The sequence below is a fragment of the Weissella cibaria KACC 11862 genome (genome assembly GCF_000193635.1).
Taxonomy (GTDB): domain Bacteria; phylum Bacillota; class Bacilli; order Lactobacillales; family Lactobacillaceae; genus Weissella; species Weissella cibaria.
This window is the reverse complement of sequence record NZ_AEKT01000029.1, coordinates 1-14,116: the sequence shown is the minus strand read 5'-3', so window position 1 is coordinate 14,116 and position 14,116 is coordinate 1. Positions and strand designations below refer to the sequence as shown.

Sequence of the window (14,116 nt, the reverse complement as noted above, 5' to 3'; positions counted from 1 at the left end):
GTACTTCCTTTTTTGTTAACGCTTTAGTTGTTCTTCGTCCTTCTTACCCAAAAAACGATCCTTGTTGTCGTCTTTGACATCAGGCATGACGAATAAATCATCAAATTGCTTGCTTAGTTCATCAGTTCGCTTTGTTTGCAATGGCATAGTAGCACCCCCAGTTAAAATATTACCTCTAGTATAACACGTTAACTTAATTGGGACTTTATGGATGCCAAATAACGACTTTTCACAAAAATGATAACGGTTACAAATTCATAATTCAATCATACTCGCCCTGTAAGATAAGTTCTTGCAAGTGATGATTATATAAGAAAAGGACTAACAACATAATGAAGGCTGTACAAAAGATGGCACTAATGATGGTCGCGACGATTGCTGGCGTGTGGGGATTGACGGAACAAGGGTTTGCGGCAAGCACTGCTGCAATGCCCACGCCAAGCAACACGGATATGTTAATTGCCATGGCTGGTGTTTTACTGACGGTTGCTGCAATCAGCGTTTACGTTTACCGAACAAAATAATGACCTAATCGCACGTCCTAACCAAGGATGTGCGTTTTTTTGTCCAAATGTCTGGGGTTAAATTAAACCGAATGTCGGCGTATAATAAGAAAGGAATATTTGTCGAAAGGAAAAGCGAATGGCGTCAGAACATATTGAACAAAAGTTAGCCTTGTTACCAGATTTGCCGGGTTCATATCAAATGAAAGATATCAACGGCAAAATCATTTACGTTGGTAAGGCGAAGAATCTAAAAAATCGTGTACGGTCGTATTTTAAGAGCGAACACACTGGTAAAACGGCGCAGTTGGTTGAGAATATCGCGGATTTTGATTTTATTGTGACAAGCTCTGAAAAAGAGTCCTTGCTCCTTGAAATCACCTTGATTCAAAAGTACCAACCTTATTACAACATTCGTTTGAAGCGTGGGACGGGGTACCCTTACATTAAAATTACCCATGAGGCCGATCCAAAATTGGAGTTGGCAAACGATGTTAAGGAGGATGGTGCGCAGTACTTTGGTCCGTATCCAAACGTCTACGCTGCCCAGGAAACGTTACACTTCTTGCAAAAGGTGTACCCACTCCGGCGTTGTAATGGTTATCAAGGGCGCCCTTGCTTGTACGCTAACATGGGACAATGCTTGGGTGCCTGCTATCGTCAGGTCCCATTTACAGAGTATTTGGACCAAATTAAAAAGATCCAACACTTCTTGGATGGCGATACAAAAGAAGTGACGAAGGTCCTGAATGAGAAGATGAACACAGCTTCGGAGAATTTGGAATTCGAACGGGCGGCTGATTTACGCGATCAGTTGAAGTTTATCGAAACGACGGTTGAGAAACAAAAGATTATTTCCAAGGACGGTACACCACGAGACTTGTTTAATTTCTATATGGATAAGGGGTGGTTGTCTGTTCAGGTCTTCTTCGTACGTCAAGCGCGACTGATGAAACGTGAGAAGCGGACGTTTGCAATTGTGGAGTCAGCTGAAGAAGAAATGACCAGTTTTATTTTGCAGTTCTATAATCGGAAAAATGCGGTGTTGCCAAAAGAAATCTTGGTGCCGGCCGGGGTTGATAAAGCAATGATTTCGGATGTGTTGCACGTGCCAGTACGGACGCCGCAACGTGGCGAAAAACGTGATTTGCTAGATTTGGCTGAGAAGAATGCAAAGATTGTGTTGGATGAAAAGTTCCGTTTGATGGAAATGAATGAATCAAAGACAAGTGGTGCTATGCAAGAAATTGCGGATGCATTGGGGATCCCTGAAATTCACCGCATTGAGGCATTCGATCACTCGCACACGCAAGGGGCCGAAATGGTATCTGCGATGGTCGTCTTTGAGGATGGTGTCCCTAATAAAAATAAGTACCGTAAGTACAAAAACAAGACAGTCGAGCATGCGGATGAACGGGCTGAAACGATGGAAGTCATTCGGCGTCGGTATACCCGTTTGTTGAAGGAACACGCTGAGATGCCAGATTTGATTTTGATGGACGGGGGTGTCATTCAGTTGAACGCTGCCCGGGAAGTCATTGAGGACGAATTGGGCCTTGATATTCCGGTTGCAGCCATGGTGAAAAACGATCAGCACAAAACAGCGGACTTGTTGCGTGAAGAGGGTGAGCCCCACGTGAACTTGGATCCAAAGTCACAAGGCTTTTTCTTGTTGCAACGGATTCAGGATGAAGTGCACCGGTTTGTGATTACGTTCCACCGACAATTACGGTCTAAAAGTTCTTTGGGTTCAAAATTGGATGAAATTGCCGGCGTTGGTCCAAAGACACGTCAGAAGTTATTGGCTAAGTTTGGCTCATTAAATAAGATTGCGAACGCCTCGATAGCGGACCTGCGAGAAGTGGGTGTCTCTGAAAAAGTGGCTAATGCAATCAAAATTTCGTTGCAAGCAATTCAGCATGCTGATGATTAAAGGTGGTCAAACCCGCGCAATTACTGTAAAATGATAAGCGACAAAATACGCCTGTTACAATGGAATTTGTGCTTGGCGTGCCAGCTTGTCCTGTTCGCGTGAATCGGTCTGGTGAGCTGGTCTATTATAGAGTAAGAGCTTAAAAAAGAAAGTGAGGTCATAAACCATGGCGTTTGTCGACCAAGTTAAAATTTTTGTGAAAGCCGGTAAGGGTGGCGATGGTGCCGTTTCTTTCCGTCACGAAAAGTATATTAATATGGGTGGTCCATTTGGTGGTGACGGTGGTCACGGTGGATCAGTTGTAATGGAAGTTGATGAAGGGTTGCGTACGTTGATGGATTTCCGTTACAAGCGCCACTTTAAGGCAACTCCTGGTGGTAACGGTGCCACTAAGGGGATGACGGGTAAGTCATCTGATGATTTGATTATTAAGGTACCCCAAGGAACGACGATTACTGAAGCTGAAACAGGTCGTGTCATTGGCGACTTGACTGAGCAAGGTCAACGTTTGGTAGTTGCCCAAGGTGGTCGTGGTGGTCGTGGTAACATGCGTTTTGCCTCGTCAACAAATCCAGCGCCTGAAATCGCCGAAAACGGTGAGCCTGGTGAAGAATTGGATATCGCCCTTGAATTGAAGGTGCTAGCTGATGTTGGTCTAGTTGGGTTCCCATCTGTTGGAAAGTCAACGTTGTTGTCAGTTGTAACGGCTGCGAAGCCAAAGGTTGCAGCGTACCACTTTACGACGTTGGTCCCTAACTTGGGGATGGTTCGTTTGGAAGATGGTCGTGACTTTGTTATGGCTGACTTGCCTGGGTTGATTGAGGGTGCGTCACAAGGTGTCGGTTTGGGAATTCAATTCCTACGTCACGTTGAGCGTACGCGTGTTATTTTGCATATGATCGACATGTCAGGTATCGATCCAGAAGAGGATCCTTACGAGAACTTCTTGAAGATCAACAATGAATTGGCAGAGTATGATCCAGCTTTGTTGGAACGACCACAGATTATCGTCCCAACGAAGATGGATATGCCTGATGCCGAAGAAACATTGGCGACATTCAAAGAGAAGTTAGCTGCGGATCCAAATGTGCCAGACGATGTTGAAATTATGCCAATTTCATCATTGACGCGCCAAGGATTGGAGCCACTCATGCAACGAACAGCCGACTTGTTGGACGAGACGCCAGCCTTTATTCCTAAGGGCATGGAGCCTGATGATACGGAGTCAGCTTTGTACGAGTTCTCTGAGGAACGGACACCATTCGAAATCGATCGTGATGAAGATGGTGTTTGGGTACTTTACGGTGATGAAATCGAGCGCTTGTTCAAGCGTACGAATACCAACTACACGGAATCAATGATGCGTTTTGCTCGTCAATTGCGCTTTATGGGTGTTGATGAGGCATTGCGTGATGCTGGTGCCCGTGGTGGTGACACTGTTCAAATCTTGGACTTCCAGTTCGAATTCGAAGAGTAAGATAAGTAAAAAGCCAGATGCCGGCATCTGGCTTTTTATTGTTTAATAACGAGGTAATCATTATGGCAGGAAATCAGACTGAACATATTGTGAATACGGATCAATACATTACCATTGCCGCGTCAGAATATACGTGGGAACAAACAATTAAAAAGTCGCGCTTCATTGTTAACATGGCTCGTGTTGAAACGGAAGCGGATGCCCGTGCGTTTATTGATCGCATTAACAAAGAGCATAATAAGGCCACACACAATGTTTGGTCGTATATGTTGGGGGAGCGCGACCAAGTACAACGCTACTCTGATGATGGTGAGCCAGCTGGTACGGCTGGGGTGCCGATGCTTGAAGTATTTAAAAATAACGAGGTGCATGATATTGTGGCGGTCGTGACCCGCTATTTCGGTGGCATCAAATTAGGGGCTGGTGGTCTTGTCCGCGCGTATGCCGGTACGGTGGCTGGCGGCATTGCCGAATTGGGACTAGTGGAACGCATTCAACGCCACAAAATGTCAATTCGGGTCGACTATAAGAATTACGAGTCGCTCAAGTATTGGCTTGAACAGCATGAGTTTACAATCCTGGATACGCAGTACGATACCGGGGTAACAGTGACTGTGCCAGTGGCTGATGACGCGACGGACGCATTTGAGACGTCAGTGCAAGATTTGTTGGCGGGTCAAGCGGACCTAACAGTTGGTGAAATTGATTTGTTCGAAGTGCCATACGATAAACGGGTGACGGCGCAAACGTCTTCGTTGAAGTAAGCGACTAATTCCCTATATCGCATTTAAGCTAGCTGACGTATAATAATTTTCATGAGGTAATTCATGAGGTGGTGAACGTGTTGAAGCGGAATATTTTGGAAATCCATGTGCTGGTACTGGCTTTCATGCTGGTTGTTTGGTATTTTCCGACAAACTTTAATTTTCTAATTTGGAACGTCTTTTTGGCCATTGTGCCGTTTGATTTGGCGTTATGGATTCGCGCAACAAAATCAACACGTTGGCTGAAATGGGGATTGACGGCGGCGTGGTTGGTTTTCTTCCCGAATACGATGTACATGGTGACTGATTTTAGTCACTTGTCATCAATTGGGACTGGTTTAATGACGGAAACCCAATTTTTTAACTATGCAATCCTGGCTAGTGGTGTTTTGATGGGGATGCTGTTTGGCATGTCGTCAGCTCACGCGGTGGCCATCGCGTATTTTGGTGAGAAAAAATCATTACAGACGTTGGCTTTTTATGCAGGCTTGTCCTTGCTATCGGCCTTTGGTATTTATTTGGGTCGTTTCCTACGATTAAATTCTTGGGAGTTAGTCACGGATATGCATGGTGTCCTAACGCAGGTTGCCCAGGCGTTTACCACGCATAGTCTGGTCTTCGTGGTGTCATTTGGTGCGTTACAGTTGGCTATTTTGCTGATGTATCACGTCTTACGAAAAATGTAAGTTACTCAAAAAGAGAGTGAGACGAAAGGCGCTTTGGACCCGATGATAACGTTGTTTGACCTGCTTATGCCTTGGAGCGTAGCGTAGAGGCATGAGTGGGTCAAATGGCGTTATATTAAGGGTTCAGCCTTTCGGAACACGTTTAAAAGCCGCCAATCCTCCGATTTCAAATCGGGAGATTGGCGGCTTTTGAGGCTGAGACAGAGACTTCTGTCCCAGCCTCTTTTTGAGTAACTTAGTCATCTAGACTGCCACCGGCGCGTAGGAAACGCGTACGGATAAAGAATAGGATGGCGTTCAGCACAATTAAGAAGGCGCTGAAAATAAAAATCCCGTTGTAATCTAGCACACTTGCAATCACCGTACCAAGCATTGGTCCAGCAACGGCCCCTAATGACTGGAATGACTGGTTATAAGCGAAAATACGTGATGTAATTTCACGCGGCGTTGATTTCGTCAACATGGTTTGAACCGCTGGTAACATGGTGGCATCAGAGATTCCAATCATGAAACGCATGATGGCAAGTTGCCAGACGGTTGTGACAAATCCGGTTGGGAGCATAAAGATAAATGCTAGGACGAAACCAATCATAATCATACGGTGTGTACCGATGCGATCCCCAATACGACCAAATCGCGGTGCCGCAATCATGGTTGCGATACCAGGCATGGCTGCGACAACACCTGCTAGGAAGGTTGTACTACCAGCCCCGTGATTCAACTCACGTACAAATAGGGCAACAATTGGACTGATTGACAGATTAACTGTTTGGATAATGAAAGTTGTGGTAAATAAACCAACTGTCAGTTTAGGGAAGGGGAGTAGTTTGAAAACTTCTTTGCGTGATGGTGAAGCACCGCGTTCAATAGGTGTAAACTCCTCTTTAACGAGCGTTAACGTTAAGGTGAAAACAAGTAAGAAAATAATACCAGTAATAAAAAATGAAACGCGATAGCTTACCACGGATGCTAAGATACCACCGATGAATGGGCCAAGTAGTTGACCACCGGTTACCCCAGTCACTAACATACCAAGGGCGTACCCTGAACGTTCCTTCGGGGTCTGCGTTGCAATCATGGCATTCGCGTTTGAAACGAAACCACCAAATAACCCCTGCAAAGCCCGCAGGAACACTAATTGCCAAATGTTTTGGGCAAGTCCCATGAGCAGAAACACGATGGCCATACCAAGTGAGGCGCGCAGGAGCATTAACTTACGTCCTTTGCTATCTGCTAACTTACCCCAGAACGGTGACACAATCGCTGTCATCAAAAAAGTGATGGCAAAAGCTAGTCCACTATAAAAGGTGAGCTGATTTTTACTGAAGTTACCAAGCGTATCAACGTAGAGTGATAAGAATGGCAAGACTTCACTAAATCCGATACCGGTCATAAAGACACCGAACCATAAAACAAATAGGTTACGTTGCCAAGTTGGGAGACCGGCTAATTTCTTGGTCATAAAGAAGTCTCCTTTTTCCACAGTTATTTAATTCCAAGAGACAATTGTACGCTTATTTTTCGGAAGATGCACCCGGATTGTCTAATGTAAAACTGTTAACCGAACTTAAAATGCAAGTTAAATGATTTTATTCGGCATCAGCACTTGCAATCCTTCATAAGACGTGTAATATATTGAACAATAACTTTTACACAAAAATCATTTTTGCACTTGCAGATTTAATTGCTGGAAAATGGCCAGCGAGTTTCTACCGCCTACCGAAAGTGGCGACAATCCGCAAATGACTGAATAAGAGACTCTCTTTGCAAGCATTTGTGGATCACTGTATCCAGAAATGCTTTTTTGTTACAAAAATTTTGGAGGGTTTTATGTCTCAGTTTAGTGTAACCAACAAATTTGTTCCAATGGGGTTGACCTTTGAGGACGTGCAAGTGTTAGCAACGAACGCACAGGTTGTGCCTGCCAATGATGTCTCGTTGGCAACCAATTTAACGCCGTCATTACAGTTGCATATGCCAGTCTTGTCTGCAGCGATGGATACGGTGACGGAAGCGCGTTTGGCAACCCAAATTGCCTTGCTTGGTGGTATGGGTGTGGTACACAAGAATATGGTCATTGCGGACCAAGTAGCTGAGGTACAAAAAGTTAAGCAAGCAGTTGTTGATCCAGCTCGGTACCCACAAGCAGCAGTTGATTTTAATGGTCACCTACTGGTTGCTGGTGCGGTTGGGGTGACCTCAGATACGATCAAACGTGTGGGTGCGTTGGTTGATGCGGGGGCTGATGCAATTGTGCTCGACTCAGCCCACGGTCATTCTGAAGGGGTGCTGCGCAAAGTGCGGGAAGTCCGCGATGCCTTTCCGGCGTTGAACATTATTGCGGGTAACATTGCGACGGCAGCCGGTGCAGCAGCGTTGTACGACGCTGGTGCCGATGTGGTTAAGGTCGGTATCGGGCCGGGTTCAATTTGCACGACCCGCGTAGTTGCCGGCGTGGGTGTGCCACAAGTTTCAGCCATTGCGGCAGCAGCTGAAGTGGCCAAGCAATATGGTAAGACGATTATTGCGGATGGTGGTATCAAAGATGCCAACGACATTGTGAAGGCACTTATTTCAGGTGGTAATGCGGTCATGTTGGGGTCGATGTTGGCCGGCACGCTTGAAGCACCAGGTGAGGTGTTTACTGATGAACACACTGGTTATCAATACAAGTCATACCGTGGGATGGGGTCAATTGCTGCCATGGAAAACGGTTCAAAAGATCGTTACTTCCAAGGCGAAGTTAATGAAGCAAATAAAATGGTTCCTGAAGGGATTGAAGCGCGTACGGCATACAAGGGTGCGCTAACGGATGTCCTAAATCAAGTGATGGTCGATGTTCGACGTGGTCTTGGCGCTGCAGGTGTTAATTCAATTCGTCAGGCGGCAACAGCCGGCCACCTTCACAATGATAAGGCTGATATCGATTACACGCATTTGCCACAAGTCGCACGCATCGTGGCAGAACAATAGGGGGAACATCAAAATGACGACAGAAACGGTTACGACAGGGTTAAGTTTGGATCAAGTGTTGTTGGTGCCTCGTGCATCTGACGTCTTACCAAATTCGGTTGTATTGGGAACGCAGCTGTCACCAACTGTTGCCTTGGCATTGCCAGTGATTGGGGCACCGGCGATGACTGATAAGCAAGTTGCACAACAATTTTCAGAAAACGGTGCACTGGCAATTTTGCCAGCGGGGGAAACGCAACTACAAGATGTTCAAGATTTACGAGCTGCCGATGAGGCGAAGACAATTGGGGTGGCGGTCCGTAATGCGCCTGACGCGTTTGAAACAGCCGTGACATTACATGCGGCTGGCGCAAGCGTCATCTATTACGAATTGGATGATCAACTTGATTTGGCTATTGAATCACTCAAGTTACTGGCGCAACAAGTGCCGCCGTTGACAATTTTAGTCGGTCCAGTCGCTGATGAAGCGATTGCCCGCCAGGTATTGGCGACAGGCATCGATGCACTTGTTGTGGCGCCTACACCAGGCCAACCGGTCTATACAGTGACAACAACGCTGGCATTTGCTGAATTGGCCGCCGAATTTGATGCCGCCGTCATCTTGGGTGCTGGCATTCGTTACTCAGGTGATATTGTTAAAGCCATTGCGGCTGGGGCGATTGCCACGATGGTTGATGATCAAATCATGACGGGTGACCTGACAGATAATCTTTTCCAAATTGCCGGCGGTCTGCGTTCTGGTATGGGTTACACAGGAGCGGCGACAATTAATCAACTTCGTGAAGAAGCACAATTTGTGCAAATCACGGCGGCTGGTTTAGCTGAGAGTCACCCACACGATGTGGAGTTGACAAAAGATGCGCCAAACTACGCTAAAAATTAAGTGACGTTACGTGCGGTGGTGACACCGCACTTTATTGTATATAAGGAAGAAAAGATGACGACAGTCGATTTAAAAATTATTAATGGTCAGGTATTAAATGTATTTTCACAAACGTTTGAACCCGAAACGCTTTGGATTGCGCAAGACCGAATCGTTTTTAGGGGTGACACAACGGCGTACGAGGCATTAACTACTTTTGATGCCGCTGGTAAGTTTATTATTCCGGGTTTGATTGATACGCATATGCACGTTGAAAGCACAACCTTTGCACCAACGACCTTGGCCACCGTGTTGTTACAACATGGTGTGACCCGTGCGTTCATCGATCCGCATGAGATTGCCAATGTGGCTGGTGCAGCGGCTGTGCAATATATGCTTGATGAAGCAAAGCGAACACCATTTAACTATCACGTGATGTTGCCGTCTTCGGTTCCGGCCACGGCGTTCGAACGCACGGGGGCTAAATTAACCGCAAGTGACTTGCGACCATTTTATGCAGATGCGGTTGTCGGTGGCCTTGCTGAAGTGATGGATTATCCGGCGGTAGCTAATCATGATGCTGACATGCAACAAAAGATTGCCGATGCTTTGGCAGCACATAAACCAGTCGATGGACACGGGGCCGGCTTGACAGCGACGCAACTGGCTGATTATCGGGCCGTGGGGATTTCGACGGATCACGAAGCAACGGATGCTGCCTCGGCGCTTGATCGGGTCAATCTTGGGATGCATGTACTTGTGCGTGAAGGGACGGTTGAACAAGATGAAGTTGCGATTCTACCGGCAATTACGGCAACTAATCAACAGCGTTTCTCCTTTGCAACGGATGATAAGACAAGTGTTGATATTGTTGAAAATGGCTCGATTGATCATAGTGTACGTGTAGCGGTGGCACATGGTATGCCACTTACACAAGCGCTGACCTTGGCAACATTATATGCAGCCCAGGCTCACCAATTAAAGAATGTGGGGGCCTTGGCTGCTGGGTACCAGGCGGATTTGTTTCTAACGGCCGATTTAACAACGCTTTCGCCACAGGCAGTTATGGTTGGCGGTGCGTGGCAATCATTTGACGAACCAATTACACCTAATCGATTTGCTGAGAACCTAATGACGGTCACACTGCAGGCATCGGACTTAGCGTTACCGCTGGACACTGGGCGTGCCCATGTGATTGATGTGAAACCAGGTCATATCGACACCACACATGCAATTCTTGAGGTGCCACGTGATGCGCATGGCCAATTTGTTGCGAATGCCGAGTTTGCTAAAATTACGGTCGCCGAACGATATCATGATTTGGGAAATGGTGTCGGTATTATTCGGGGGTTGGGTCTTCGTCACGGCGCGGTTGGAACGACTTTTTCAAACGATTCTCACAATATGGTGATTGCGGGGGTCACAGATGACTTGATGTTGCGAGCGGCTGAAGAATTGATCGCGATGGGTGGTGGCATGGTGGTCGTGTCAGATGATGGTACGGTTACGTCATTGCCACTCGATATCGGTGGGGTGATGTCGTCAGCATCAGCTGAGACGATTGTGACCCAAACAAAGGCACTGCACACTTGTCTGGCCGCTATTAGTGATGTGTCGTTCGATATTTTTCAAACACTATCGTTTATGGCCTTACCTGTTATTCCAAGTCTTAAAATTACGGATCAAGGGTTATTTGATTTTGAGAAGTGGGACTTTATTGATATCAACGCTGACTAAACAAAAATGGACCTTGTCACGAAGACGAGGTCCATTTTTGTTGTAGGTTATATAAGAGATATTAATTGAGTAGATTCGCTTGGGTAAGCTGAATCAATCGCCATGTGGGTGACGAATCGACTTGCAGTCGTTCGTGGGTTGAACAACTGATTAATATCAAGTCGATATAGTTATCATATTCAGTAGTTGTGAATTAAATATGAATTTTCTGTTCTTATTCTGAAGACATCGTAAGGTTTGGCGTGGAATTCGAGATAACCTAATTTTCTGGTATACTAATAAATAGAAATTAAGCGAGGTTCGACGAAAATGTACGAATATTTAAACGGTGTTATAACAGAAGTTGCACCAAATTATATTGTCGTTGAAGTTGGCGGCATTGGCTACCGTGTTTTGGTGGCGAACCCCTATGCTTTTCCAATGAATGAGTTAGAACGGGTTTATGTGGAACAAATTATTCGTGAAAATGAACAATCGTTGTATGGCTTTTTGACAGCCGATGAAAAGTTGTTGTTTCAAAAGTTGTTAAATGTGTCGGGGATTGGGCCGAAGTCAGCGTTAGCAATTTTGGCGAATGCCGACCATACGGGGCTTGTTCAAGCGATTGCGGATAACGATATTACATTCTTAACGAAATTCCCGGGTATTGGTAAGAAGACTGCCCAACAAATTGTGTTGGACTTGCAAAATAAGTTGGGTGATTTGCCATTTAATAATGATATTGAAATCAACTTGGTTTTGCCTGAAAAGCAAACGAGCGATAATCCAGAATTAGCGGATGCCTTATTAGCGCTGGAAGCACTCGGCTATGCGAAGAAGGACATTACGCGGGTTGAAAAAGTGTTGACTAAGGAAGCGCAAATGACCACGGCGGAGTATGTTAGTGCTGGATTGCGTTTGTTGCAGTAAGAGATAGAAAGGATGGTATCCAATGGCAGATGATATATTGCGTGATACCAGTGCGGAATTAGGCGAAGAGTCGATTGAGAAATCATTGCGTCCTAGTACGTTGCGACAGTACATTGGTCAAGAGCCTTTGAAACAACGGTTACAGGTTTATATTCAAGCAGCTCGTCAGCGTGAAGAACCGTTGGATCATGTGCTACTCTATGGACCGCCGGGACTTGGAAAGACGACATTGGCGATGGTTATCGCAAATGAGATGGGTGTCGGGTTACGGACAACTTCCGGACCAGCAATTGAAAAATCGGGTGATTTGTTAGCATTATTAAATGAATTACAGCCCGGCGATGTCTTGTTTATTGACGAAATTCATCGTATGCCGAAAACGGTAGAGGAAATGCTGTATTCGGCAATGGAAGACTTTTATGTTGATATCATTGCAGGCGAAGGTCCGACAGCCCGGCCGATTCACTTCCCGTTGCCACCGTTTACCTTGATTGGCGCAACAACGCGTGCTGGTATGTTATCGCAACCGTTGCGTGACCGATTTGGTATTGTTGAGCACATGGCCTATTACAATACGGATGAGTTGGCTGAAATTATTAAGCGTTCAGCTGATATATTTGATACGGAAATTCAACCAGACGGGGCGTTTGAATTAGCTCGGCGATCACGGGGCACGCCGCGTGTCGCTAACCGCTTGTTGCGTCGGGTGCGTGATTTTGCGATGGTTAAGGATCGTGACTATATTGACGATGATATGGTGAACTTTTCATTAGATTTGCTGAAAGTTGATGAAGCCGGTCTAGACGAAGTCGATCACAAAATTTTACGCACGATGATTGAATTTTATCAAGGCGGTCCAGTCGGCGTGAATACAATTGCAGCGAATATTGGTGAAGAAGTCGACACAATTGAGTCAATGTATGAACCGTACCTATTGCAAATCGGCTTCCTGCAACGGACCCCTCGTGGACGTGTCGTGACGCAAGCTGCGTATGCACACTTGGATTTACCTTATATTGAAAAGAAGGGTTGAAATAAATGACTGAAGAACATTACACACTTGAAGATTTTGATTATGACCTACCACATGAGTTAATTGCTCAGACACCATTGGAACGTCGTGATGGTTCACGCCTGCTGGAATTAAATGCAGTTACGGGTGAAGTACACGATCGCCATTTCTATGACATTTTGGATTATCTTAATCCAGGTGATGCTTTGGTGATGAACAATTCCCGTGTTTTGCCAGCGCGTTTGTATGGCGAACGTCCCGGTACTGGTGGTCACGTCGAAGTGTTGCTACTTCGGCAAGATCATGGGGAGGTATGGGAAACACTTGTGAAGCCTGCTAAAAAGTACCCAGTTGGACAAGAAATTGCGTTTGGTGATGGACAATTGACCGCAGTGGTGACGGAAGAACTTGAACACGGTGGTCGGATGATCGAGTTTAAGTATGATGGTATTTTCCTAGAAATTTTGGAATCACTAGGTGAGATGCCTTTGCCACCATATATTAAGGAAAAGTTGGATGATAAGGAACGCTACCAAACTGTTTACTCAAAGGTAAATGGATCAGCGGCCGCACCAACGGCTGGGTTACACTGGACGCCTGAATTGTTGCAAAAGGCTGCCGACAAGGGTGTGAAGCTTGTTGAGTTAACGTTGCACGTTGGGCTAGGAACTTTCCGTCCGGTTGAAGAAGAGAATATCGAAGATCACAAGATGCACTCAGAATTCTATCAACTATCAGCTGAGGCAGCACAAACGTTGAACGATGTTAAAGCAAACGGTGGTCGTATTATCGCGACAGGGACGACGTCAATTCGTACCTTAGAAACAATTGGTTCAAAATTCAATGGTGAGTTGCGAGAAGATTCTGGTTGGACGGACATCTTTATCAAGCCAGGGTACAAGTGGACAGTTGTTGATGCGTTTATTACCAACTTCCACTTGCCTAAGTCAACATTGGTTATGTTAGTCGCTGCATTTACAGGACGTGAAAACATTCTGAATGCCTACCGACACGCAATCGCAGAGCAATATCGTTTCTTCTCATTCGGGGATGCGATGTTTGTTCACAAGTAGGAAAAACTAATTTTAACTTTACTTGAACAAAAGGGTTGACGTTTTGCATAAGAGTGTGTATTATAAATTATGTCGTTGAGGCAACGAGTTATAAAAAGCGCTCATGCGGATGTAGTACAATGGCTAGTGCTCCAGCCTTCCAAGCTGGGAATGCGGGTTCGATTCCCGTCGTCCGCTTTGTAGATCA

General features: G+C 45.7%; 13 protein-coding genes, 1 tRNA gene and 1 riboswitch. Of the genes, 12 read left to right on the top strand and 2 right to left on the bottom strand.

Going from position 1 to position 14,116, the window contains the following annotated elements; genetic code table 11:
• Positions 1–15: 15 nt before the first annotated feature.
• Positions 16–147, bottom strand: coding sequence for a hypothetical protein (locus ESE_RS12550; protein ID WP_010372921.1), 132 nt, complete (start codon positions 145–147; stop codon positions 16–18).
• 185 nt (positions 148–332) lie between these two features.
• Here ESE_RS12550 and ESE_RS0106235 point away from each other — a divergent pair, with 185 nt between their 5' ends.
• The 5 genes from ESE_RS0106235 (at position 333) to ESE_RS0106215 (ending at position 5,363) form a co-directional block, all read left to right on the top strand.
• Positions 333–524: a hypothetical protein gene (locus ESE_RS0106235; RefSeq protein ID WP_010372919.1), complete on the top strand. Its 192-nt coding sequence runs from the start codon at positions 333–335 to the stop codon at positions 522–524.
• 118 nt (positions 525–642) lie between these two features.
• A complete protein-coding gene (gene uvrC / locus ESE_RS0106230; protein ID WP_010372917.1) occupies positions 643–2,436 on the top strand; it encodes an excinuclease ABC subunit UvrC in 1,794 nt (597 codons plus the stop codon).
• 166 nt (positions 2,437–2,602) lie between these two features.
• Positions 2,603–3,913 carry a GTPase ObgE gene (gene obgE, locus ESE_RS0106225; protein ID WP_010372915.1) on the top strand — a complete coding sequence of 437 codons (1,311 nt, stop codon included), beginning with the start codon at positions 2,603–2,605 and terminating at the stop codon, positions 3,911–3,913.
• Positions 3,914–3,975: 62 nt separating this feature from the next.
• A complete protein-coding gene (locus ESE_RS0106220) occupies positions 3,976–4,677 on the top strand; it encodes a YigZ family protein (protein ID WP_010372912.1) in 702 nt (233 codons plus the stop codon).
• A gap of 77 nt (positions 4,678–4,754) precedes the next feature.
• Complete coding sequence (locus tag ESE_RS0106215) at positions 4,755–5,363, top strand: DUF1361 domain-containing protein (protein ID WP_223822972.1); 609 nt, start codon at positions 4,755–4,757, stop codon at positions 5,361–5,363.
• 235 nt (positions 5,364–5,598) lie between these two features.
• Here ESE_RS0106215 and ESE_RS0106205 read toward each other — a convergent pair whose 3' ends face one another.
• Positions 5,599–6,825, bottom strand: coding sequence for a multidrug efflux MFS transporter (locus tag ESE_RS0106205; protein ID WP_010372907.1), 1,227 nt, complete (start codon positions 6,823–6,825; stop codon positions 5,599–5,601).
• A 194-nt stretch (positions 6,826–7,019) separates the two neighbouring features.
• Positions 7,020–7,118: riboswitch (purine riboswitch) on the top strand.
• Between the two features lie 75 nt (positions 7,119–7,193).
• Here ESE_RS0106205 and ESE_RS0106200 point away from each other — a divergent pair.
• The 7 genes from ESE_RS0106200 to ESE_RS0106170 all read left to right on the top strand — a co-directional run bounded on the left by ESE_RS0106200 (position 7,194) and on the right by ESE_RS0106170 (position 14,106).
• Positions 7,194–8,336 carry an IMP dehydrogenase gene (locus ESE_RS0106200; RefSeq protein ID WP_010372904.1) on the top strand — a complete coding sequence of 381 codons (1,143 nt, stop codon included), beginning with the start codon at positions 7,194–7,196 and terminating at the stop codon, positions 8,334–8,336.
• Between the two features lie 13 nt (positions 8,337–8,349).
• A complete protein-coding gene (locus ESE_RS0106195) occupies positions 8,350–9,219 on the top strand; it encodes an IMP dehydrogenase (RefSeq protein ID WP_010372902.1) in 870 nt (289 codons plus the stop codon).
• A gap of 54 nt (positions 9,220–9,273) precedes the next feature.
• A complete protein-coding gene (gene ade, locus ESE_RS0106190; RefSeq protein WP_010372900.1) occupies positions 9,274–10,935 on the top strand; it encodes an adenine deaminase in 1,662 nt (553 codons plus the stop codon).
• A gap of 309 nt (positions 10,936–11,244) precedes the next feature.
• Positions 11,245–11,844 (top strand): Holliday junction branch migration protein RuvA, encoded by a 600-nt coding sequence (ruvA, locus tag ESE_RS0106185; protein ID WP_010372898.1) that lies wholly within the window; start codon positions 11,245–11,247, stop codon positions 11,842–11,844.
• 22 nt (positions 11,845–11,866) lie between these two features.
• Positions 11,867–12,877 (top strand): Holliday junction branch migration DNA helicase RuvB, encoded by a 1,011-nt coding sequence (ruvB, locus tag ESE_RS0106180; RefSeq protein WP_010372896.1) that lies wholly within the window; start codon positions 11,867–11,869, stop codon positions 12,875–12,877.
• Positions 12,878–12,882: 5 nt separating this feature from the next.
• The gene (queA, locus tag ESE_RS0106175) at positions 12,883–13,929 is read left to right on the top strand and encodes a tRNA preQ1(34) S-adenosylmethionine ribosyltransferase-isomerase QueA (protein WP_010372892.1); all 1,047 of its coding nucleotides are present in this window, start codon (positions 12,883–12,885) and stop codon (positions 13,927–13,929) included.
• 105 nt (positions 13,930–14,034) lie between these two features.
• Positions 14,035–14,106: transfer RNA gene (locus tag ESE_RS0106170), tRNA-Gly, on the top strand.
• Positions 14,107–14,116 lie beyond the last annotated feature (10 nt).

What these genes read in the sequence shown, in the direction of transcription:
- ESE_RS12550 (WP_010372921.1), bottom strand. Translation starts at nt 147, where the DNA reads ATGCCATTGCAAACAAAGCGAACTGATGAACTAAGCAAGCAATTTGAT.
- ESE_RS0106235 (WP_010372919.1), top strand. Translation starts at nt 333, where the DNA reads ATGAAGGCTGTACAAAAGATGGCACTAATGATGGTCGCGACGATTGCT.
- uvrC (WP_010372917.1), top strand. Translation starts at nt 643, where the DNA reads ATGGCGTCAGAACATATTGAACAAAAGTTAGCCTTGTTACCAGATTTG.
- obgE (WP_010372915.1), top strand. Translation starts at nt 2,603, where the DNA reads ATGGCGTTTGTCGACCAAGTTAAAATTTTTGTGAAAGCCGGTAAGGGT.
- ESE_RS0106220 (WP_010372912.1), top strand. Translation starts at nt 3,976, where the DNA reads ATGGCAGGAAATCAGACTGAACATATTGTGAATACGGATCAATACATT.
- ESE_RS0106205 (WP_010372907.1), bottom strand. Translation starts at nt 6,825, where the DNA reads ATGACCAAGAAATTAGCCGGTCTCCCAACTTGGCAACGTAACCTATTT.
- ESE_RS0106200 (WP_010372904.1), top strand. Translation starts at nt 7,194, where the DNA reads ATGTCTCAGTTTAGTGTAACCAACAAATTTGTTCCAATGGGGTTGACC.
- ESE_RS0106195 (WP_010372902.1), top strand. Translation starts at nt 8,350, where the DNA reads ATGACGACAGAAACGGTTACGACAGGGTTAAGTTTGGATCAAGTGTTG.
- ade (WP_010372900.1), top strand. Translation starts at nt 9,274, where the DNA reads ATGACGACAGTCGATTTAAAAATTATTAATGGTCAGGTATTAAATGTA.
- ruvA (WP_010372898.1), top strand. Translation starts at nt 11,245, where the DNA reads ATGTACGAATATTTAAACGGTGTTATAACAGAAGTTGCACCAAATTAT.
- ruvB (WP_010372896.1), top strand. Translation starts at nt 11,867, where the DNA reads ATGGCAGATGATATATTGCGTGATACCAGTGCGGAATTAGGCGAAGAG.
- queA (WP_010372892.1), top strand. Translation starts at nt 12,883, where the DNA reads ATGACTGAAGAACATTACACACTTGAAGATTTTGATTATGACCTACCA.